We start from the raw sequence: 21,488 nt of genomic DNA, 5'->3' as shown, positions 1-21,488 counted from the left end.
CTAGGGCTTGCGGGATTGTGCTATTGACCTGCCAGGGTCTAAGGTGGAACAGGCAATTAAAAGAACTACCCTGTCTATTTTTCCTAACCTAGTCGGTTCATTTCTAAAGAAGGTTTCTCATGTCCTCTTCCACGCCATCGTCCGCGGCCACGCCCGCCGACGATAAGAACACCCGCGGCTCCTCCGGCCTGCCCAAGTGGGCCACCGGCTTCGGCGCCCAAGTTATCGCCGGCCTGATTATCGGCCTCATCCTCGGCTTCATCGCCGCCGGCATGGGCGGCACCTCCGAGGATCCCAACTGGCTGACCTCCCTGCTCACCGGCGTCGGCTCCGCCTACGTCCAGCTACTCAAGGTCATGGTGCCGCCGCTGATTTTCGCCGCGGTCATCACCTCGGTCGCCAACCTGCGCAAGGTTGCCAACGCCGCCTCCCTGGCGATTTCCACCCTCATCTGGTTCGCCATCACCGCCCTGATTTCCGTAGTCATCGGCATTCTCGTCGCCGTCGTCATAAAGCCGGGCGTGGGCACCACCGTGGACGCCTCCACCGCCGAGGAACCCAGCAACGTCGGCTCCTGGCTCGGCTTCCTCCAGTCCATCGTCCCGGAAAACTTCATCGGCCTGGGCGCTTCCTTCAGCGACAACGAGGTCTCGCTGAGCTTCGGTGCCCTGCAGATCCTCGTCGTCTCCCTGGCACTGGGCATCGCCGCCGTCAAGGCCGGCAAGGCCGCCGACCCGTTCCTGAACTTCACCGAGTCCTTCCTCAAGGTCATCCAGGTCGTGCTGTGGTGGATCATCCGCCTGGCACCCATCGGCACCGCCGCGCTCATCGGTAAGGCCGTCTCCTCCTACGGCTGGGACGCCCTCGCCTCCCTGGGCAAGTTCGTGCTTGCCATGTACGTCGGCCTGGCCCTGGTCATCCTGGTCGTCTACCCGGCCGTGCTGGCCTACAACCGCATCCCGGTCATGGGCTTCTACAAGCGCGTTTGGCCCGTGTTCTCCCTGGGCTTTGTCACCCGTTCGTCCATGGGCGTCATGCCGGTGACCCAGCGCTTTACCGAAAAGGCCATGGGCGTGCCGCGCGAATACGCCTCCTTCGCCATCCCGCTGGGCGCGACGACAAAGATGGACGGCTGCGCCTCCATCTACCCGGCCATTGCGGCCATCTTCGTCGCCCAGTTCTACGACATCCCGCTGAGCCCGACCCAGTACCTGCTCATCATCTTCGTCTCAGTCATCGGCTCGGCCGCCACCGCGGGCACGACCGGCGCGACCGTCATGCTGACCCTGACGCTGTCCACCCTGGGCCTGCCGCTGGCCGGCGTCGGCCTCTTGCTGGCCATCGAGCCCATCATCGACATGGGCCGCACCGCCGTCAACGTCACCGGCCAGTCCGTGTGCGCCACCATCGTCGCCAAGCGCGCGGGCATCCAGGACAAGCAAGTCTGGGACGCCGCCGAGCACGGCGTCGGCGATATCATCGAGCCGTCCAAGCAACCTGCCGCCTAAGCCGGTACCGCCCAAGCCCCCTCCTGGGGGCTTTTTTCATGCCTTACACCCCCTTGATGAACCCTTCGCGGTCACCAGCACGACCCGGCTGCACCAGAATCTGCTCCCGGTGAGCGCGAAGGGCGCACCTCTAAATGTCTTCGGTGTGCAAGTTGCTGCCCTTGGCGGCGTCGGTGCGACCGTGGACGAGGTAGTAGACGCAGCCCGCCATCACGATGAGGCCGGCGAGCAACCAGTACATGGCCGAGTAGCCGGTAGAAGAAATGAGCATGCCCAGGAAGATCGGGCCGAGCCCCACACCCAGGTCGAGGAAGAGGAACATGGTGGAGATGCCAGCGCCCATCTCCTCACGCTTGACCAGCCGCACGGAAATCGCCTGCACGGCCGGCATGATGGAGCCATAACCCAAGCCGACCAGCGAGCCCGCGAGGACCACGTGCCAGTCGGCGGTCGCCGTGGCCAACAGGGCGAGGCCAGCGATAAAGCCCGCCAGCGTGATGTAGATGACACTGTTGTCACCGCGCCGGTCCTGGAGACGCCCCAGGAAGAAGCGCATGGCAAAGGTCATTAAGGCATAGGCGATGAAGAACAGCCCGGCACCGGCGGTCAGGCCGGTCGCGTGCGCATAAGAATTAAGGAAGGTCACGACGCCGGTGTAACCGATGCCGACTAGGAACATGAACACGCCAATGGGCGCGACCCGCGGGTGGACCACCGCGGCCAAGGTGAACTTCGGCCGGGAGTCGCGGTTGCTTTCCGGAACCTTGAGGAACAAGGCGACGACAAGATCGATGATGGTCAGCGCGGAAACGACCACGAACATCGTGGTATACCCCGGCCCGTTGGCCAGAAAGAGGCCGATGGCCGGGCCGATCGCCGTCGCCAGCGTGGTGCCGAGGGCGAAATAGCCGGTCCCCTCGGCGCGCTTGCGGTTCGGGATGACGGCTTGCGCCACGGCCATAATCGCCGTGGAGGTCACCGCGTAGCCCACACCGTGCACGAAGCGAACGGGAATGAGCACCGCCAGCGAATGCGCCGGGAAATACAAAACACAGCTGACTACAACCAGTACCAGGGACACCAAGAGCGAGGACCGGCGGCCGACGGCGTCGACTACGTAGCCGGAAAAGAGCCGGGCCACGGTGGCGCCCACGACGAAGGAGCTAGCAGCGAAGCCGCCGGCGGTATCGGAAGCACCGAATTGGGTGACGGCATAGACCGCCATCGTGGTGATCAGGATGTAGAAGACGAGGAACTGCGCGAAGTTTACGATCCACGCGAGGATAAAAGTCGGGTTGAAAAGCTTGTCGTTGTCGGCATGCGTTACGGACGTATGGGTCACCTTCTTGAGTTGTGGCAAGCTGCACGCGGCAGCGGGAATTATTGGAACCGAAATACTTTATCAGTACCACTTAGCCGCCCAAGCACTGCCTCACCGACGACAAGACCTAGGCGAATACCTGCTGGAACTAGTCGAAGACCTGCTGGCAGCACAAAACCCCGGCAGGCGCGGGGCCTGCCGGGGTGTGCTATTTAGACGAGGAAGTGTTTACTTCTTGTCCTGGGTGCCCAGGCCGTCGGTGTCGATCTGCTCCTTGCGCAGCTCCTCGGTGTGGCGCTGGGTCTCGGTGACCTGCTCCTTGTTGAGGTTGATCTTCTCGACCGGGACGGTCTGCTTGTCAACGTTGAGGCGCTCCTCGTGCAGGGTGACGGAAGCTTCCTCGGTGTCGCCGTCCTTGATCTCGCCGGTGAAGTTAGCAGCCTTTTCCTCGGAGATCGGGGTGCGCTCGACGCGGACCTCTTCGTGGGTAACCGGAACCTCGACGGTCTCGGTGTCGGTGACGACGTACTTGCGCAGGCGAGCCTCGCCGGAAGCAACCTTTTCCTTGTTGACGTTGAGCTGCTCCTCGGAACGGATCATGGAGCCGTCATTGTTAGCAGCGGTGCGGTCGTCGGTAGCAGCCTGGCGCTCGGTGGCTGCGGCCTCGCGGTCAGCAACGTTCTTGTCAGCAGCGTGCTCGCCGGCAACCTTCTTCTCGTCGGCAGCGGTGCGCTCGCCGGCAACGCCAGCGCCTGCAACACCTGCGCCGGCGCCAGCACCAGCGACACCAGCGGTACCGGCGTTGGTGCGGTCCTGCTCGCGGTTAACGTCGCGGTTGGTGTCGCGGTACTCGGTGCGGTCCTCGGCCTGCTCCAGGCCGTAGTGACGGAAGATGTCGTTCTGCTGTTCCGGGGTCAGTGCGGAGTCGGAATCGAAGTCCGGGGCATCCTTGATGCGATCCTTGGAAAATGCCAGACGCAGCTCGTCACCGTTGAAGTCGTGGCCGCGCAGCGGGACCAGGCTGCTGTTCATGCCGAACAGACCGTGCTTGACGTCCACGAAGGTGGGCTTACCGGTGTTGTCGTCCACGAAGATCTCGTTGACGTCGCCGAGCTTCTCGCCGTCCTTGTCGTAGGCGGTGGCGTTGAGCAGGTCCTTGATGTCCTTAGACATAGTCACACTTTCCTCTCGGTTAGTTATTGGTAATTTCGTCTGTCGGAATCACACGGCCTACACCCGTGATTTGCTTTCTTATCACCGGCGTAGTTAACTTATTCGCTTTTCCGTGCTGCCACCCAAGGTACGCGTCCAGCTCAATATCGCCATGAAAACGTCTGTGTTTTCCATGAATGGCCGCGAAATGGGAACGTTATCGCAGGCCAGAACTTTGATAACAAATCGGCTACATTTGATTCGCGCCCGATGTTAACAGTGTCTCGCGTCGCATAAGTGTCGTTTATGGGGTCTCCGACACGCTACCCCCGCGGTCCGGCGGCCCAGCGTTCCCACCGCTGAAACGACTCACTCCAGCCCGGGCACACCGACTAAACTAGAAGGAACTGAGTCCGCCGGCCCCGAGCTAGAAAGTCCGTCCCTCCATGTTCAACCACTCCGGCGCCGCCGCCCATGCCGTGACCGGCATCATTAACTACATCCGCTCCCGGCGGCTGACCACTGGCGATAGCCTCCCCTCTGAGGCAGCCCTGTGCGAGGAGCTGGGCTGTTCCCGCTCCAGCGTGCGCGAGGCGGTACGCACCCTGTCGAGCCTGGACATCGTCGAGGTGCGCCACGGCCACGGGACTTATGTCGCGGACATGTCCCTGTCCCCCATGGTCACGAGCATGGTCTTCCGCATCGTCTTGGACACCGACCACTTCCTCGAGCGCCTCCTGGACGTGGTCAATACCCGCCAGGCCCTCGATCTGTGGATGACCGACGACCTGGTCAGCCACTACCGCGGCGAAGACATGTCCCAGCTACAAACTATCGTCGAGGGCATGCGGGCCCGGCGCGCCAAGGGCGAGTTGTTCACCCGCGAGGACCGCGCCTTCCACGCCCAGCTCGTCTCGGTCACGTCCAACCCCCTCATTAAAGAGCTTTCCGATGCCTTCTGGCAGGTCCACATGGCCGTCCTCCCGCACGTGCGGATCGCCCTGTCGGAAAACCTCGACCTGACCGTCGAGGCCCACCAGGACATCATTAACGCCCTTTATGCCGGCGATGCCGAAGCCTACCGCCGCGTCGTCGTCGAGCACTACTCACCGCTCAAGCGTGCCATCGACCGACACACCATGGGGCACCGCTCTAGCGCGCGCCCGAGCTAGGCATGCAAAAGCCCGGCCGCGGAAGCAAGGTTCCGGCGACCGGGCATCGTCAAGCAGGGTTTAGTGCTGCCCCTCTGCGATCTCCTCGACCAACTTGTCGTTGAAGGCCGGCAGATCGTCCGGCGTGCGAGAGCTGACCAGACCCTGGTCGCAGACGACCTCGTCGTCAACCCAGGTAGCGCCCGCGTTGCGCAGGTCAGTCTGTAGGGACGGGAAGGAGGTCAGGGTGCGGCCCTTGAGCACGTCCGCATCCGTGAGGATCCACGCGCCGTGGCAGATGACGCCGAGCGGCAGGTAAGCATCGACGTGCTTGCCCACCAGCTCGACCGCGTCCTTGTCCATACGCAGCGCATCCGCGTTACCGGTGCCGCCGGGCAGGATGATGCCGTCGAAAGACTGCCCCTTGGCCAGGGACGTCGTGGTGTCGACGTCCACCTTGGTGCCGTTCTTGCCCTCGATGACGCCTGCCTTCGGCGCGATAATCTTCACGGTCGCACCCGCGTTCTTCACGGCCTCGACCGGGGAGGTCAGCTCCGAATCCTCAAAGCCGTCAGTCGCGATAACCGCAACGGTCTTGTTGGACAGATCAGCCACAACAATCACTCCTTGAAATTCGAAAGTAACTTACGGTCCCCGATCGTAGGCGCCATTTTTCGTTCTTGCAGAAGCCCTCCGCACGGGGCGAATCTGGGCCCAGAAGAATTACACTTCGATGCCCGCGGCCTGAGCCACCTTCCGGTACCCGGCCGCATGGTCCGCGACGCTGGCGTGGGCGTTGAGGCCGCTCGGGTTGTCGAGCACAAACAAACGGGTGCCCTCCCACGGCGAATCCTGCTCCCCGATGACTGCCTGGGGCAGTTTAAAAGCCTTGCGGTAGGCGGTAATCCCCAGCACGGCCACGACCTTCGGGTGGTGTGTGCTAACGACGTCGTCCAGGCGTGCCGGGGCCTGGAGCAGCTCGTCGGTGGTTAGCTCATCGGCGCGGGCGGTCGCGCGCGGAACGAGGTTGGACACGCCGATGCCGAGTTCTTGCAGTTCGGCGAAATCGGCGTCCGCGTAGCCGCCCGAGGCATCGAATTGGTGCGTGGTCAGCCCAGCCTGGTAGAGACCGGGATAGAAGCGGTTGCCGGGGCGGGCGAAGTGCGCGCCGGTCGCCGCGGTCCACAGGCTGGGGTTGATACCAACAAACAGCAAACGCAGCGGCTCCGGCAACAGATCTGGCACGGTGGCGCCGCGGTAGGCGGCCAGTTGTTCTTGGCTAAAACGCATAGACCCCAGGCTAGTCCCGTCAGCCGCTAGACTTTGGCACCATGGCTTCCCTGTTGGTCACCGCCTTCGGTCCATTCGGGCCGAGCTCCTACAATCCGACGCGCGCGGCATTGCCGGGCATCGAAAGCGCGCTTGCCGATGCCGCCGTCACCACCGCCGTACTTCCCGTGGAGTTCGCCGCCGCGCGAAGGCAATTGCGCGGCCTCATCGCCAGCCATCGTCCAGACTTCGTGGTGTGCTTAGGGCTGGCGGAATCCCGCCGGGCGCTATCGATGGAAAAGGTGGCGGTCAATGTGATGGCCGCGCGCCTCCCGGACAACGCCGGTGCACAGCCGCTAGATGAGCCGGTCTGCGCCGGGGCGCCGGCGGCGTATTTTTCTACCCTGCCGGTGGCCGGCATGGCCGCGGCGGTGCGCCGGGAAGACCTCCCCGCGGAGGACTCCTACAGCGCGGGCACCTACGTGTGCAACACCGCCATGTTCACGGCCCTGCACGCCACGGCCGGAACACCCGCCCGCGCCGGGTTCATTCACGTGCCCCAGGCCCTCGGCGCGGAATCCTCCGCCACCGGAGCGCTCACCAATGAAGGACTCACGCAGGGTGAGATCACGGCCGGCATCGTCGCTGCCTTGCGGGCGCTGGCGACGGGTGTCGCCGAAAGACAGGACAGTACGCCTCCGCCCGCTGGGCACGTAGATTAAGGCGCTGGCCACACATAAAAAATCCGGCCCAGGAGCACACTGCCCCGGGCCGGAAAGCATCCAGGTCTAGACGTTGAACTTAAAGTCCACGACGTCGCCGTCCTGCATGATGTAGTCCTTGCCTTCCTGGCGGACCTTGCCGTGGTTGCGGGCCTCGGCCATGGAGCCGGCGGCGTCGAGGTCCTCGAAGGAGACGATCTCGGCCTTGATGAAGCCCTTCTCGAAGTCGGAGTGGATAACGCCGGCGGCCTGCGGGGCGGTATCGCCCTGGTGGATGGTCCAGGCGCGGGACTCCTTCGGGCCGGCCGTCAGGTAGGTCTGCAGGCCGAGGGTGTTGAAGCCGGCCTTGGCCAGGGTCTGCAGGCCCGGCTCGCTCTGGCCCACGGACTCGAGCAGCTCGAGGGCCTCGTCGTCGTCCAGCTCCAGCAGCTCGGTCTCGGTCTTGGCATCCAGGAAGACGCAGTCGGCTGGGGCGACCAGCAGGCGCAGCTCTTCCTTCTTGTCCTCGTCGGTAAGCACCTCTTCGTCGGAGTTGAACACGTAGAGGAACGGCTTCGCCGTCATCAGGTGCAGCTCCTTGAGGAGGTCGAGGTTGACCTTGCCGTCCTTGGCGGCGGCGAACAAGGTGGTGTCGTCCTCGAGGATTTCCTGGGCCTTCTTGGTCTCCTCGACGGTCTCGGCCAAGTCCTTGTTCTTCTTGGCTTCCTTCTCCAGCCGCGGCAGTGCCTTTTCGATGGTCTGGAGGTCGGCCAGGATGAGCTCGGTGTTGATCACCGAGATATCGCTGGTCGGGTTGACCTGGCCGTCGACGTGGATGACGTTATCGTCGGAGAAGGCGCGCACGACCTGGCAGATGGCGTCGGCCTCGCGGATATTGGACAGGAAGGCGTTACCCATGCCCTCGCCTTCGGAAGCACCCTTGACGATGCCGGCGATGTCTACGAAGGAAACCGTCGCCGGCAGAATGCGCTCGGAGGAGTAGATTTCCGCCAGGCGGTTCAGGCGCGCATCGGGAAGCTCCACCAAGCCCACGTTGGGCTCGATGGTGGCGAACGGGTAATTCGCCGCCAAGATGTCGCTGCGGGTCAGGGCGTTAAACAGCGTGGACTTGCCAACGTTGGGCAATCCGACAATTCCTAATGTAAGACTCACGTGCCCAATCCTAACGCACTGGGGGCAGGTAGCCGACAGCCGGTTGCAGGTATTTCCCATTCTTACGGCCTTTTAAGGCAAGATAGTGGACGTGAGTTCTAAAGAAGATGAAGCCGCCAACCCGGCCATAACCTCCGCGGAGGGCCAACAGAAGCTGCTGAAGTCGGTCTCTCCCCACCCACCGGGCGACCAGGTCGACCGCTTGGTCGTGCTCGGGCACTACATCCGCAGCATCGCCCTGTGGTCGGTGCGCGTCTTCGTCATCGGCCTGCTGGTCTACGCGCTCGGCTGGCTCATCGGCAGTTTCTGGGAGGGAATTCTGCCGGTCATCCTGGCCCTGATCGTCTGTACCGTGCTGGCGCCGTTCGCCTCCTGGCTGCGACGCCACCGCTTCCCCGCCTCGCTGGCCGCGGCGATTACCATGCTGACCTTCGTGTCGTTGGTGGGCGGACTGGTCGCGTTCATCGCGCCGGATTTCGCGCGGCAGTCGCAGTCCCTCTACCTGCAAACCGTCGAGGGTATCCAGCGCCTGCAGCTGTGGGCGCAGGGGCCGCCGCTGAACCTGGACAGCGACGACATGGGCCAGTACATCGACGACATCGCCTCCTGGCTGCAGGCCCAGGCCGGCGACATCGCCGGCTCCGTGTTCACCGGCATCGGCACGGCGACCTCCCTGCTGATCACCCTGGTGGTCGTCACCGTGCTGACCTTCTTCTTCCTCAAGGATGGGCATAAATTCCTGCCGTGGCTGCGCGAGAGCGTCGGCCGCCGCGCCGGCTGGCACCTGACCGAGCTGTTCACGCGCGGCTGGAACACGCTGGGCGGGTTCATCCGGGCCCAGGCGCTGGTCTCCGGCATCGATGCCATCTTCATCGGCGGCGGCCTCGCCATTATCGGCGTGCCGCTGGCGATGGCCCTGGCGATCATCACCTTCATCGCCGGGTTCATCCCGTTCATTGGCGCCATCGTGGCGGGCGCGCTGTCCGTGACCATCGCCCTGGTCTCCCTAGGCTTTACCGAGGCCCTGATGGTGCTCGGCCTGGTCCTGCTGGTCCAGCAGCTGGAAGGCAACGTGCTCTCGCCGTTGCTGCAGGCCCGCGCGATGAGCCTGCACCCGGTTATCGTCCTGGTCTCCGTGACGTTGGGTTCGGCGCTTTTCGATCTGGTCGGTGCCTTCCTCGCCGTGCCCGCCGCGGCGATGATCGCGGTGGCCTACCGCTACGTCCAGGACATCCTCATGCTGCAGTCCGGTGAAAAGTCCACCGACGACGTCGAGTTCTCCACCATGGCCGGCTACCTCGTCGGCCGCGTCAAGCAGGAACAGGGCCTGCGGCAGCGCCAGGATTGGCGTGAGGAGGCCCCCGAGCCCGACGGTGCCGACGTGAGCGAACTAGTCGATCTGAGCTCCCCGCCGCCGGAGTACGAACGCCCGGCGGCCCGCACCGGCATCCGCAAGCTGAAGGACAAAATCGCGCGAATGTTCGAAACGCGGGAGGGATCTTAAGGCTTCCGTCCGGCGGGTGTGCGAAGTTAGAAGGCATGAGTACTTCCACGCTCGCCACGGTTGCCTTCCTTCTCATTAGTGTGGCCCTCGGCGCGGTCCTGGGCTGGCTCGGGCACGCCCACTGGCAGCGCCGGCAGCCCACCGCCGCCACGACCGGCCCCAGCGCCGCCGAGCAACAACAGGCCGCCCTCCAAGCCTCCCAGCAGCGGCGCGCCGACGTCGCCGAATCGCTAGCTCCCCTGGAAAAGGCCATGGACCGACTGGGCCTGCACCTGCGCGAGCTGGAGGCCGACCGCGCCAGCGAGTTTTCCTCCCTACGCGGCCAGGTCCAGGCGATGATGCGCACCTCTACCCGCCTGTCCGACAGGACCGACCAGCTGGTCACCGCGCTGCGCTCGCCCAATGTGCGCGGCCGGTGGGGCGAGATTCAGCTCGAGCGCGTCGTCGAACTGGGCGGCATGGTCAAGCACGTGGACTTTAACCCACAGGTCTCCGCCCACTTCGGCAGCCACCAAGTCCGCCCGGACCTGCTCATCCACTTGTCCGGCGGGCGCCACATCGTCATCGACGCGAAGGTGCCGTTTAGCTCCTACCTCGACGCGCTGGAGGCCCAGGACCCCGAGGAACACGCGGCCTTTCTGCGCCACCACGTCCACCAGATGCGCAACCACATCACCACGCTTGCAGGCAAGGACTACATCGAGGCCTTCCAGCCCACCCCGGAGTTCGTGGTCCTCTTCGTGCCCGCGGATCCCTTCCTGGACGCGGCGCTTAGCGTGGACCCCGAGCTTTTGGAATTCGCCTTCTCCCGCAACATCGTCATCGCCACCCCCACCACGCTCTTCGCCCTGCTGCGCACCGTGGCGCTGGGCTGGCGGCAGGAAGATCTCTCGGACAAGGCCCGGGAGGTCCAGCGCCTGGGGCGCGAGCTCTACAGCCGGGTCAACACCGTGGGCGAGCACTTCAACAAGGTGGGGCGCAACCTGGAAAAGGCAGTCGATGCCTTCAACTCCACGCTGGGTTCCTTCGACAGCCGCGTCATGGTCACCTCCCGGCGGCTCGCGGAGATGGACATCTCGGCCCGCACGGACAAGCACCCGCCGCAGATTTCCCCGGTCGAATCCTCGCCGCGCCACGCCGCCGAGTCCGACTAGTATCTAGCCTCCGGCTCTCTCCCGGGCAGGGCCCAGAACCTCCGGCCCTGCCTGGGCGACTTCGGGCACGCGGCCAAATGATTCCCAGGACACGATGGGCGGCAGGTAGAATAACGCCTCGTGTCACATGCGAACGCTTTTCATAAAACCCAGGCTCGAACGGCCCGCGGTGGGCTGCCGCTCGGCATGGCGATCGCTATCGTCGCTGCGGCTTTGACCACCGGACTTCTCCTGTCCCTCCTCTTCGGGGACCTGGGGTGGCCGTACCTACTCTGCTACATCGTTAGCGTTCTGGCTGTCACCTGCACCGTGGCCCCGCGGGGGCTGTACCTGACCGTGGCCACATCCCCGCTGCTGTACGCCGTGTTCACGCTGCTCTGCGGTTGGCTGGTTACCCAGGAAAGGGCCAGCGAGGGGGCTTCAGCGTTTTCTGCTACGGCCCTGGTCACCGGCGCCTTCCCGTTCCTGGAGCACTTCATTCCGTTTTTCCTGACCACGCTGGCGTCCATCGCGATTATGGCCTTCCGACTGCGGCGGCTGCGGTCTAACGCCCGTACGGAAAACGAAAAGGCCCAGGTCGCCCGCCGCGCGGAGGCCGCGGCCGACAAGCGCAATCGCGACACCAGCGCCCGGGCCCGCGAGCGCAGTAGCCGGCTCACCGTGGCCGAGCTCATTGCCCGCAACGAGGAGCAAAAGCGCCACGCCCAGGCCGGCAATATCCCGCTGGGCCGCACGTCTGGGCTTGGCTCCGAACAGCCCGCCTCGCGGGGTGGCCGCGTCCGCGAGCGCGACCGGGAACAGCGCCGGCAGGAGCAGACCAACCAGCAGGCCTACCGCCCGGATCCGAACCGCCGCGCGGGCAGGCCGGGTTCCTACCTTCCCCGGTACGGCGAGGCCACCAGCCGGCTGGCTGAGACGTCCCGCCAGTACTCGCCGAAGTCTCAGGCTCAGGCCCGCCGCATGCGGCCGAATCCCTCCCGCGACGACAACCTCTACGAGGACTAGGCGAAAGGCTAGACGCGGCAAGATAATCACAAGCGGCGAGGCGGTCACATTCTTTAAGGTGGCCGCCTCGCCGCTTTCTTTGCGCCCCGGCACTGGGGCGCGGTGGGTTTAAGACTGGTTTGCTGCCGCTTCCTTGGCTGCCTTGGTGCGAGCCGGGCGCAGCTCGCGCGGGAGGGCGAACTGGATGGTCTCGGTGGTGGTGGTGACCTGCTCCACGTCGCTGTAGCCGCGCTCGTCGAGGTACTCGAGCACCTCGCGGACCAGCAGCTCCGGCACGGAGGCGCCGCAGGTCACGCCGACGGTCTGCACGCCGTCGAGCCAGGACTCGTCGATCTCCTTGGCGAAGTCGATCAGGTGCGACTCCTTCGCGCCCGCGTCCAAGGCCACCTCGACCAGGCGAACCGAGTTCGAGGAGTTGCGGGAGCCGACCACGATCATCAGGTCGCACTTCGGGGCGATGGCCTTCACCGACTCCTGGCGGTTCTGCGTCGCGTAACAGATATCGTCTGACGGCGGGTTCTCCAGGTGCGGGAAGCGCTCGCGCAGCTTGTTGACGATGGTGATGGTCTCATCCACCGACAGGGTGGTCTGGGACAGCCACACGAGCTTCTCGTCGTGGAGGAACTCCGGCAGTTCCGCCACGCCTTCCACGCCGTCAACCAGGTGGGTAATCTCCAGGGCCTCACCGGCGGTGCCCTCGACCTCCTCGTGGCCCTTATGGCCCACCAAGAGGATGTGATAGCCGTCGCGCTCGAAGCGCTGGACCTCCTTGTGCACCTTCGTCACCAGCGGGCAGGTCGCGTCCAAAGTCAGCTGGCGGCGCTGCTGGGATTCCTGGCGGACGGCCGGGGAAATGCCGTGCGCCGAGAAGACCAGGTGCGCGCCCTCGGGGGCCTCCGATGCCTCGTCGACGAAGACCACCCCGCGCTCGGCCAGGGATTCCACCACGTAGCGGTTGTGCACAATCTGCTTGCGCACGTAAATCGGGGCGCCGTATTTCTCCAGCGCCTTTTCTACTGTTTCCACCGCGCGGTCCACACCGGCGCAGTACCCGCGCGGGGCCGCGAGAAGCACATTCTTTCCAGCATCAGTCATGCCCCCAGAATAACGAAATCCACTGCAAAACAATAGACTGGGTGCAAACGCCTATAATCACGGGAGAACGGGAGGAAGCTCACACATGAATGCACCGGCGAATACCCCGGATACTCCGTGGCCGGTGGGCAAGGTCAATGACCAAGTCAAAGGGTGGATCGAGCGGCTAGGCTTCCTCTGGGTCGAGGGCCAGCTAACCCAGATCAACGTCAAGAACACGTGGAAGCTGTCCTACCTGACCCTGCGCGACGTCGAGCAGGAAAAGTCCGTACAGCTGACCTGCCCCACCAACCTGATCCGCTCCCTGCCGACTCCGCTCAAGGACGGCGACCGGGTCATCATCCGCGGCAAGCCGGCCTTCTACGCCGGCCGCGGCAGCTTCTCGCTGTGGACGACGGAGATCCGCCACGTCGGCCTGGGCGAGCTACTCGCCCGCATCGAGATGCTGCGCAAGCAGCTGGCCGCCGAGGGGCTTTTCGACCCGGCCCGCAAGAAGCGCCTGCCCTACCTGCCGGGCAAGGTCGGCCTGATTACCGGCCGCGGCTCGGCGGCCGAACGCGACGTCATCTCCGTGGCCCAGGACCGCTGGCCGGCCGTCCAGTTCCGGGTCATCAATACGGCGGTGCAGGGCCGCTCCACGGTCCCAGAGGTCGTCGACGCCCTGCAGCAGCTGGACCGGGATCCGGAGGTAGACGTCATCATCATCGCCCGCGGCGGCGGCTCGGTCGAAGACCTGCTCCCGTTTTCCGAGGAGGCCCTGCAGCGCGCCGTGGCGGCCGCGGCCACCCCGGTGGTCTCCGCCATCGGCCACGAGCCTGACAGCCCGGTGCTCGACAACGTGGCGGACCTGCGGGCGGCCACCCCGACGGACGCGGCCAAGCGCGTCGTGCCCGACGTCATGGAGGAAAAGGCGCTGATCAACGAGGCCCGCCAGCGCATGGCCGGAGCGCTGCGCGGCTGGGTGGACAACCAGCGCCGCGGGCTGGCCAATATCCGCTCCCGCCCGGTGCTGGCCGATCCCCTCTCCCCGATCACCGCCCGCCGCGAGGAGATCGACCGCTCTCGGGCCACCATGCGCCGCGACGTCAATTACCTGCTCGACCGGGAAAACAACCGGGTCCATGCCCTGCGCGCCCAGGTCTCGGCGCTCGGGCCGGCGGCGACCCTGCAGCGCGGCTATTCCGTGGTCCAGGTCCTGCCCCGCGACGGCAGCGGCCCCGAGGTGGTCACCTCCTATAAGCAATCCCCGCCCGGCTCGCAGCTGCGCATCCGCGTCGCCGACGGTTCCGTTACCGCCGCGGCCATGGCGGCCAAGCCGGCCGACTAGCCAGAACCTTATACCCGCACCTTAAGCCCCCACAACGAAAGGGAGACCAGGATGAACGAAGACACCATCGGTACCGGCCAGGCCGGCGACGACGCCTTCCCGCCCGTGGAGAACCTGACCTACGAGCAGGCCCGCGACGAGCTCATCGAGACCGTCAAGATTTTGGAGCTGGGCCAGATGAGCCTGGACGAGTCGCTGAAGTACTGGGAGCGCGGCGAGGCCTTGGCCAAGGCCTGCGAGTCCCACCTCGACGGCGCCGCCCGCCGCGTGGAAAAGGCGCTGGGCAACGACCCGGATGCGCAGGGCGAGGAGCCGGCTTCCCCGGCCGAATAGGCCCGCGCCGCGCACCCTTGCGGTTTAACAGCTAGCTACTTTTAGAACAGAGAAAGGCACCACGTTGCAGATTTATGGTTACCCGGGCGAACGCGTCGATTTCGTCTCCGCCTCCGGCTCGGCCGGGGCAGTCTTTTTTGGTGATTCCCGCGCGCTAGTCGAGGAGTTTTTCGGCCCAGCCCACCAGGCCGCCGGCGACGTCATCAGCTATTTCAACGGCGCGATCGCGCTGACCTTCGAGGACGACGGCGTCGCGGACGTCATCGTCAAGCCGCACCTGAGCCGGGAGAAGATCGACGTCTTCCAGGCCAAGGAGAAGCTGACCGGGCTGACCCAGAACGAGCTCGCGGAGCTGGCCCAGGGCCCGGGTGTCAGCGTGGAATTTACCGACCGGCTGGAAACCGTTACTTTTGCTCGCCGCTAGGCGTTCCCGCCTCGGCGACGGGCTCGGCGGCCACGATGGCAGAAATGAGGGTGCGGTAGTCGGCATCGTTAGCAGAGCCGGAGACCATAACCCGCACGTCGCCTAGGTCGGCGGCCCACAGGTCGCGGACGTCGTTGTCGTCGCTGGTGTAGATCTCCACGGTCTGCCCGTCGATCTCGGTGGTGTCGGTGTGCTCGCGGTAGTTGCCGTCATAGCCGCGGCGGACCTCGTCGTAGTCGACGGTGGTCTGCGTGGCCTGGAGGTAGCCCTTCTCGGCGGTGACGAAGCCGACGATGGGCGCCGGCTCGCCGGCGACCTGACCGCGGCGGGCGGAGTTGGCGTACCAGCCATCGGGCAGCTGCGGCAGGCGGGCCGGAACGCCGGTGGCCTGGGTTTCCATGCGCAGGAAGTTCTCCGCGTCCACCTCGGTGACCTCGGCGTGCGGCGAGTCTTCCGGGTTGACCGTGCACAGGCCGGTCGCGCCGACGACCGCCAACATCGCGATGACGGTCACGCCCAGCGACAGGATCATGTCCTTGCCGCCCTCGAAAAGTTTGGGTTTATTCTCTGCAGCCACGCCCTCCAGTATGGCAGTTGGCAACGCCGTAAGAAAAACCCTCTCCCCGCCCGCAGCGTCCGCCGGACCCGCGCCCGGACGCGCGGGACTTCCCACTTTCGGGGGCGTTTGCCCACAGGTGGGGCGTACTGCGGGTGGAAATGGCTATCGGCGTGGATAATAGAGGGTGGATAATTTTCAGATCCTCACAGCATTAAAAGGAAGGTAATCTCCTCGATGTCGAATTCTCACGCTGGAACCCCGGAGGCACCAGATCGCAACCTAGCCATGGAGCTGGTGCGGGTGACCGAAGCCGCCGCCCTGGCTTCGGGCCGGTGGGTTGGCCGCGGGCAGAAGAACGAAGGTGACGGCGCCGCCGTGGACGCGATGCGCAAGCTCATCAACTCCGTGTCCATGGAGGGCGTCGTGGTTATCGGCGAGGGCGAAAAGGACGAAGCCCCCATGCTCTTCAACGGCGAAGAGGTCGGCACCGGCGAGGGCCCGGCGATGGACATCGCGGTGGACCCGGTCGACGGCACCCGCCTGATGGCCGAGGGCCGCCCGAACGCGATTTCCGTCATCGCCGCTGCCGAGCGCGGCACCATGTACGATCCTTCGGCCGTCTTCTACATGAAGAAGATCGCCGTCGGCCCAGAGGCCAAGGGCCACATCGACATCAGCGCCTCCGTCGAGGACAACATCAACGCCGTGGCCAAGGCCAAGAAGCTGCGCCCGTCGGACATCACCGTCGTCGTGCTGGACCGCCCGCGCCACGACGATCTGATCTCCCAGATCCGCGCCGCCGGCGCGAAGGTGCGCCTCATCATGGACGGCGACGTCGCCGGCGCCATCGCGGCCGCCCAGGACGGCAACTCCATCGACATCATGATGGGCATCGGCGGCACCCCGGAGGGCATCATCACCGCTTGCGCCATGAAGTGCATGGGCGGCGAGATCCAGGGCCAGCTGTGGCCGAAGGACGAGCAGGAGGCGGAAAAGGCCAAGGCTGCCGGCCACGACCTAGACCGCGTGCTGACCAACGACGATCTGGTCTCCTCCGAGAACTGCTACTTCGCCGCCACCGGCGTGACCAACGGCGACATGCTGCGCGGCGTGTCCTACCGCGCCCACTCGGCCACCACCCGCTCGCTGGTGATGCGCTCGAAGTCCGGCACCATCCGCTACATCGATTCGATCCACCAGATGTCCAAGCTGCGGGAATACTCCGTGGTCGACTACTCGGATCCGAACGAATAAATCGGACATACTCATCACAGCCCCCTCCCGCGTGCTTTTTGTCATACTGAAAGGTGGCTGTAACGCAGTTTTCAACAGCTCAATTAATCCAACTTAAGGAAGACGAGGTTTTTCATGACTGAGTACCGCATCGAACACGACACGATGGGCGAAGTGCAGGTCCCGAAGGACGCCCTGTGGCGCGCCCAGACCCAGCGCGCGGTGGATAACTTCCCGATCTCCGGCCGTGGCCTCGAGTCCGCGCAGATCCGCGCCCTCGGCCTGCTGAAGGCGGCCTGCGCCCAGGTCAACAAGGACTCCGGCGCCCTGGATGCGGACAAGGCTGACGCCATCATCGCCGCCGCCAAGGAGATTGCTGACAACCAGCACGACGACGCCTTCCCGATCGACGTTTTCCAGACCGGCTCCGGCACGTCCTCCAACATGAACACCAACGAGGTCATCGCCTCCCTGGCTGCTAAGGCCGGCGTCGAGGTCCACCCGAACGACCACGTCAACATGGGCCAGTCCTCCAACGACACCTTCCCGACCGCCACCCACGTGGCGGCCACCTACGAGGCCGTCAACGACCTCATCCCGGGCTTGGAGGTTCTGCACGAGTCGCTTCTCAAGAAGGCACAGGAGTGGAAGGGCGTCGTCAAGTCCGGCCGCACCCACCTGATGGACGCTACCCCGGTCACCCTGGGCCAGGAGTTCGGCGGCTACGCTCGCCAGATCGAGCTCGGCATCGAGCGCGTCAAGGCTACCCTGCCGCGCCTGGGTGAGCTGGCCATCGGCGGCACCGCCACCGGCACCGGCCTGAACACCTCCGCCGACTTCGGCGCGAAGGTCACCGAGGAGCTCAAGAAGCTCACCGGCCTGGAGGAGCTGCAGGAGGCGCACAACCACTTCGAGGCCCAGGCTGCCCGCGACTCCCTGGTGGAGTTCTCCGGCGCTATGCGCACCGTGGCTGTGAGCCTGTACAAGATCGCCAACGACATCCGCCTGATGGGCTCCGGCCCGCTGACCGGCCTGTCCGAAATCCACCTGAAGGATCTGCAGCCGGGTTCGTCGATTATGCCGGGCAAGGTCAACCCGGTCCTGTGCGAGACCGCCACCCAGGTCTCCGCTCAGGTCATCGGCAACGACGCCGCCGTCGCCTTCGGCGGTTCCCAGGGCCAGTTCGAGCTCAACGTCTTCATCCCGATGATGGCGCGCAACGTGCTGGAATCCGCCCGCCTGCTGGCCAACACCGGCCGCGTCTTCGCCGAGAAGTGCATCGACGGCATCACCGCCAACGAGGAGCGCATGAAGACCTTCGCTGAGTCTTCGACCTCGATTGTCACCCCGCTGAACTCCGCCATCGGCTACGAGAACGCCGCCAAGGCCGCCAAGCACGCTCTCCACGAGAAGATCACCGTGCGCGAGGCCGTCATTGACCTGGGCTTCGTCGACGGCGAGAACCTCACCGAGGGGGAGCTGGATCGCCGCCTGAACGTGTTGGACATGGCCAACACCGACCGCGACAACTTCTAGTTCCGCCAGCGTTTAAAAGCTGACCTACGCCTCCCACCGGTCCCAGTCGGGCCGGCGGGAGGCGTTATGCTTTTGTCATGCCTGCCGATACCTTCACGCGCTACCGCGAGTCCCGTCGCTCCCGCCGCCGCCTCATCCTCGCCGGGGTGACCGTGATAGTGCTAGCGCTTCTCGCAGCCGTCGCCGCTTACCTGCTGCGCCCGGCCCCCAGCGAGCCCGCGCCGTTTTCCCTCCCCACCGCCCGCGACGACGCGGGCGGCGACTTCGAGCTGCATACCGATCCCGGCTCCGCTTCTGCCCGCGGCATGTTCTACGGCGAGCTGAGCGAGGAAGACTCCGCCGATACTCCCTGGACCGCGGTCGCGGCGCTGACCGGGCAGACGGGGATCGTGACCTACCCGGACCAAAACTGCCAGGTCTACCTCTTCGATCCGGAGGCCGACGGCTCTCGGGTGGTTTTCGACGCCGAGACCCTCGCCGGGCGCTGCCAGGCGGACGGGACCTGGGCTTTTGAGCCCGCCGACCACGGCCTGCGCGCGACGTATACCCCGCGCGATGAGGCTGCGGATGCCGGCCTGGTCCGGGGCACGCTGACCGCCGAATAGGCCACGATGTAACGCCGGAAACAATCGGCCGAGAGTTTTCGAAAAATCATAGTCGTTGCACTTGGTGCAAACTTGCACCGCGTGTAAAGTTGCACTCCGTGCAAGACGATGACTGTGTAGGACTGCGTGAACAGAAGCGCCGCAAGACGCGGCGCCGGATCGAAGACTCCGCCACCAAGCTCGTGGACGAACACGGCTTCGCGGCGGTAACGGTAGAAGAGATCTGCGAGGACGCCGGCATTTCCCGGCGCACCTTCTTCAACTACTTCGACTCCAAGGCCTCGGCGGTCATGGGCAGCCCGTCCCGGGAATTCTCCCCGGAGCTGACCGAGTGGTTTTTGACCACCCCCACCGACAACGTTCTGGAGCTCAGCCTCACCCTCATCGCTAAGCACGTAGACGATCACTACGACAGCCCGGAAATCCACGCGCGTCGGCAAAGAATTGCCCAAGACAGCGAGGTAGCCGCCGAGTCCTTCGCCCGCAAGCGGGCCAAGGCCCAGGAGCTGCGCGAGCTGATCGAGAAGCGCTTGGAAAAGACCCCGGACGACCAACAAAACCCGAGAATGTCCCCGCGGTGCGAGGCCGCGCTCATCGCCTCCCTGCTTCGTGAGTCGCTGTGGCTGGTGGCCACCGGGGACTTCTACTCCACCGATAAATCTTTGACGGAGAATCTCCGTCGTTCTGCTCAAATTATTACTTCGTACGCGAAAGGCCTGGCATGGTAGTTGCAAACCCCCACGCGGGTAAAAAGAGCGCCGACAACCTCGGGCTCATCTTCAGCGCGCTCGTGCTGACAATGTTGATGTCTTCGCTCGGCCAGATGATCTTCTCCGCGGCCCTGCCCACCATCGTGGGCGAGCTCGGCGGCGTCGACCACATGAGCTGGGTTATTTCCGCCTTCCTGGTCACTATGACCATCGCTATGCCGATTTCCGGCAAGCTCGGCGACCAGATGGGCCGCAAGTGGATCTATATCGCTGGTACCTTCACCTTCGTCATCGGCTCCACCATCGGCGGCTTCGCCAACTCGATGACGCTGCTTATCATCGGCCGTGCCGTCCAGGGCTTCGGCGCTGGCTTCATGATGATTTCCTCCCAGGCCATCGTGGCCGAGGTGACCTCCGCCCGTGAGCGCGGCAAGTTCATGGGCATCATGGGCGGCGTCTTCGGCCTGTCCTCCGTGCTCGGCCCGGTCCTGGGCGGTTGGTTCACCGACGGCCCCGGCTGGCGCTGGGGCATGTGGATGAACATCCCGCTGGGCATTCTGGCCATGGGCGTGAGCATCGCCGTGCTCCACCTGCGCGTCGGTGAGAAGAACCTGCAGAAGTTCGACACCCTGGGTGCGACCTTCATCGCCATCACCACCACCAGCCTGATCCTCATGACCACCTGGGGCGGCACCGAATACGAGTGGTCCGATCCGGTCATCCTGACCCTGGCCGCCATCACCGTCATCGGCGCCGTCCTGGTCGTGCTGATCGAGCTGCGCGCGGCCGAGCCGCTCATCCCGATGCACCTGTTTAAGAACCGCAACATGGTGCTGACCACCGCCTCCGGCATGGTCCTGGGCCTGGCGATGTTCGGTGTGCTGGGTTATATGCCCACCTACCTGCAGATGGTCCACACCCTCACCCCGACCGAGGCGGGCCTGATGATGATTCCGATGATGGTCGGCCTGATCGGCACCTCCACCGGCGTGGGCTTCATCATCGCCCGGACCGGCCGCTACAAGATCTACCCGATTGTCGGCCTGGCGATTACCGCCGGCGCCCTCTACTGGCTCTCCCAGCTGACCGTGGATACCTCCCTGACCCAGCTGGGCGTGCGCTTCCTGGTCTTCGGCGTCGGCCTCGGCCTGGTCATGCAGGTGCTGGTCCTGATCGTCCAGAACTCCTTCCCGCTGGCCCAGGTCGGCACCGCGACCGCGGCCAACAACTTCTTCCGCCAGATCGGCTCCGCACTGGGCGCTTCCCTGGTCGGTTCCATGTTCATCCACAACATGCAGGATGAGATGGCCACCCGCCTGCCCAAGGCCTTCGCCCAGATGGGCGAGCAGGGCGCGGCCCTGGCCCAGAAGTTCAGCGAGAATGGCGGCGGCGCCAACTCCCTGACCCCGAACATGGTCGCCAACCTGCCCGGCCCGGTCCAGGACGCCATCCTGAATTCCTACAACGACGGCCTCACCCCCGTCATCCTGCTGATGGTCCCGATGGCCATCATCGCCCTACTGCTCCTGCTACCGCTGCGCGAGGAGCACCTCAAGGAGACCATCTCCTAAACCCCTTACCTACTCCCATGCCAACGATGGCCACCCATTGCCGCACTGCGAACCAGCCGCGGCGCGGGTGGCCATCTTCTTTTCTCGCCTGCCTGAGGGGTCGGTGCCCCAAAGACAAAACGCGCCCCTACCCAAGGTAGGAACGCGTTGCGTGCAG

General features: G+C 64.9%; 21 protein-coding genes. 14 read left to right on the top strand and 7 right to left on the bottom strand.

What is annotated here, in order from left to right:
* The first annotated feature begins 119 nt into the window (after nt 1–119).
* On the top strand, nt 120–1,508 hold the full coding sequence (locus VVS03_RS03665) for a dicarboxylate/amino acid:cation symporter (RefSeq protein WP_368519581.1): 1,389 nt from the start codon (nt 120–122) through the stop codon (nt 1,506–1,508).
* A 130-nt stretch (nt 1,509–1,638) separates the two neighbouring features.
* Here VVS03_RS03665 and VVS03_RS03660 read toward each other — a convergent pair whose 3' ends face one another.
* The gene (locus VVS03_RS03660) at nt 1,639–2,850 is read right to left on the bottom strand and encodes an MFS transporter (protein WP_368519580.1); all 1,212 of its coding nucleotides are present in this window, start codon (nt 2,848–2,850) and stop codon (nt 1,639–1,641) included.
* A gap of 207 nt (nt 2,851–3,057) precedes the next feature.
* Nucleotides 3,058–4,002, bottom strand: coding sequence for a PRC and DUF2382 domain-containing protein (locus VVS03_RS03655; RefSeq protein ID WP_368519579.1), 945 nt, complete (start codon nt 4,000–4,002; stop codon nt 3,058–3,060).
* Nucleotides 4,003–4,427: 425 nt separating this feature from the next.
* On the opposite strand from VVS03_RS03655, the gene VVS03_RS03650 reads away from it, so the two are divergent.
* Complete coding sequence (locus VVS03_RS03650) at nt 4,428–5,153, top strand: FadR/GntR family transcriptional regulator (protein ID WP_368519578.1); 726 nt, start codon at nt 4,428–4,430, stop codon at nt 5,151–5,153.
* 60 nt (nt 5,154–5,213) lie between these two features.
* On the opposite strand, the gene VVS03_RS03645 is transcribed toward VVS03_RS03650, so the two are convergent.
* Nucleotides 5,214–5,747 (bottom strand): type 1 glutamine amidotransferase domain-containing protein, encoded by a 534-nt coding sequence (locus tag VVS03_RS03645; RefSeq protein ID WP_368519577.1) that lies wholly within the window; start codon nt 5,745–5,747, stop codon nt 5,214–5,216.
* A 108-nt stretch (nt 5,748–5,855) separates the two neighbouring features.
* A complete protein-coding gene (locus VVS03_RS03640) occupies nt 5,856–6,422 on the bottom strand; it encodes a mismatch-specific DNA-glycosylase (RefSeq protein WP_368519576.1) in 567 nt (188 codons plus the stop codon).
* 41 nt (nt 6,423–6,463) lie between these two features.
* Here VVS03_RS03640 and VVS03_RS03635 point away from each other — a divergent pair, with 41 nt between their 5' ends.
* Nucleotides 6,464–7,123 carry a pyroglutamyl-peptidase I gene (locus tag VVS03_RS03635; RefSeq protein ID WP_368519575.1) on the top strand — a complete coding sequence of 220 codons (660 nt, stop codon included), beginning with the start codon at nt 6,464–6,466 and terminating at the stop codon, nt 7,121–7,123.
* A gap of 66 nt (nt 7,124–7,189) precedes the next feature.
* On the opposite strand, the gene ychF is transcribed toward VVS03_RS03635, so the two are convergent.
* A complete protein-coding gene (gene ychF, locus VVS03_RS03630; RefSeq protein WP_368519574.1) occupies nt 7,190–8,275 on the bottom strand; it encodes a redox-regulated ATPase YchF in 1,086 nt (361 codons plus the stop codon).
* A 127-nt stretch (nt 8,276–8,402) separates the two neighbouring features.
* Here ychF and VVS03_RS03625 point away from each other — a divergent pair, with 127 nt between their 5' ends.
* From VVS03_RS03625 to VVS03_RS03615, 3 genes are all read left to right on the top strand, one after another.
* On the top strand, nt 8,403–9,779 hold the full coding sequence (locus tag VVS03_RS03625) for an AI-2E family transporter (RefSeq protein WP_368519791.1): 1,377 nt from the start codon (nt 8,403–8,405) through the stop codon (nt 9,777–9,779).
* Between the two features lie 35 nt (nt 9,780–9,814).
* The gene (locus VVS03_RS03620) at nt 9,815–10,933 is read left to right on the top strand and encodes a DNA recombination protein RmuC (RefSeq protein WP_368519573.1); all 1,119 of its coding nucleotides are present in this window, start codon (nt 9,815–9,817) and stop codon (nt 10,931–10,933) included.
* Nucleotides 10,934–11,053: 120 nt separating this feature from the next.
* Nucleotides 11,054–11,938, top strand: coding sequence for a DUF6542 domain-containing protein (locus VVS03_RS03615; RefSeq protein ID WP_368519572.1), 885 nt, complete (start codon nt 11,054–11,056; stop codon nt 11,936–11,938).
* Between the two features lie 108 nt (nt 11,939–12,046).
* On the opposite strand, the gene VVS03_RS03610 is transcribed toward VVS03_RS03615, so the two are convergent.
* Nucleotides 12,047–13,033 carry a 4-hydroxy-3-methylbut-2-enyl diphosphate reductase gene (locus tag VVS03_RS03610; protein ID WP_368519571.1) on the bottom strand — a complete coding sequence of 329 codons (987 nt, stop codon included), beginning with the start codon at nt 13,031–13,033 and terminating at the stop codon, nt 12,047–12,049.
* Nucleotides 13,034–13,118: 85 nt separating this feature from the next.
* Between VVS03_RS03610 and xseA the strand changes: the two genes are divergently transcribed.
* From xseA to VVS03_RS03595, 3 genes are all read left to right on the top strand, one after another.
* Entirely contained in the window at nt 13,119–14,360 is a 1,242-nt protein-coding gene (gene xseA, locus VVS03_RS03605; protein WP_368519570.1) for an exodeoxyribonuclease VII large subunit, read from the top strand.
* A gap of 51 nt (nt 14,361–14,411) precedes the next feature.
* On the top strand, nt 14,412–14,693 hold the full coding sequence (locus tag VVS03_RS03600; RefSeq protein ID WP_368519569.1) for an exodeoxyribonuclease VII small subunit: 282 nt from the start codon (nt 14,412–14,414) through the stop codon (nt 14,691–14,693).
* Nucleotides 14,694–14,757: 64 nt separating this feature from the next.
* Nucleotides 14,758–15,117 carry a hypothetical protein gene (locus tag VVS03_RS03595; protein WP_368519568.1) on the top strand — a complete coding sequence of 120 codons (360 nt, stop codon included), beginning with the start codon at nt 14,758–14,760 and terminating at the stop codon, nt 15,115–15,117.
* Here the strand turns inward: VVS03_RS03595 and VVS03_RS03590 are convergent.
* Complete coding sequence (locus VVS03_RS03590) at nt 15,098–15,694, bottom strand: DUF4245 domain-containing protein (protein ID WP_368519567.1); 597 nt, start codon at nt 15,692–15,694, stop codon at nt 15,098–15,100. The genes VVS03_RS03595 and VVS03_RS03590 overlap by 20 nt on opposite strands.
* Nucleotides 15,695–15,910: 216 nt before the next feature.
* On the opposite strand from VVS03_RS03590, the gene glpX reads away from it, so the two are divergent.
* The 5 genes from glpX to VVS03_RS03565 all read left to right on the top strand — a co-directional run bounded on the left by glpX (nt 15,911) and on the right by VVS03_RS03565 (nt 21,331).
* Nucleotides 15,911–16,930, top strand: coding sequence for a class II fructose-bisphosphatase (gene glpX, locus VVS03_RS03585; RefSeq protein ID WP_368519566.1), 1,020 nt, complete (start codon nt 15,911–15,913; stop codon nt 16,928–16,930).
* Between the two features lie 114 nt (nt 16,931–17,044).
* Complete coding sequence (locus VVS03_RS03580; protein ID WP_368519565.1) at nt 17,045–18,445, top strand: class II fumarate hydratase; 1,401 nt, start codon at nt 17,045–17,047, stop codon at nt 18,443–18,445.
* A 77-nt stretch (nt 18,446–18,522) separates the two neighbouring features.
* On the top strand, nt 18,523–19,050 hold the full coding sequence (locus tag VVS03_RS03575; RefSeq protein ID WP_368519564.1) for a hypothetical protein: 528 nt from the start codon (nt 18,523–18,525) through the stop codon (nt 19,048–19,050).
* 98 nt (nt 19,051–19,148) lie between these two features.
* Complete coding sequence (locus tag VVS03_RS03570) at nt 19,149–19,778, top strand: TetR/AcrR family transcriptional regulator (protein ID WP_368519563.1); 630 nt, start codon at nt 19,149–19,151, stop codon at nt 19,776–19,778.
* On the top strand, nt 19,772–21,331 hold the full coding sequence (locus tag VVS03_RS03565) for an MDR family MFS transporter (RefSeq protein ID WP_368534605.1): 1,560 nt from the start codon (nt 19,772–19,774) through the stop codon (nt 21,329–21,331). The genes VVS03_RS03570 and VVS03_RS03565 overlap by 7 nt, the downstream gene beginning before the upstream one ends.
* Nucleotides 21,332–21,488 lie beyond the last annotated feature (157 nt).

Origin of the sequence: Corynebacterium sp. LK2537 (assembly GCF_040946485.1) — a bacterium.
Taxonomy (GTDB): Bacteria; Actinomycetota; Actinomycetes; order Mycobacteriales; family Mycobacteriaceae; genus Corynebacterium.
The sequence above is the reverse complement of the archived record's forward strand: the minus strand, read 5'-3'. Positions and strand labels throughout refer to the sequence as shown.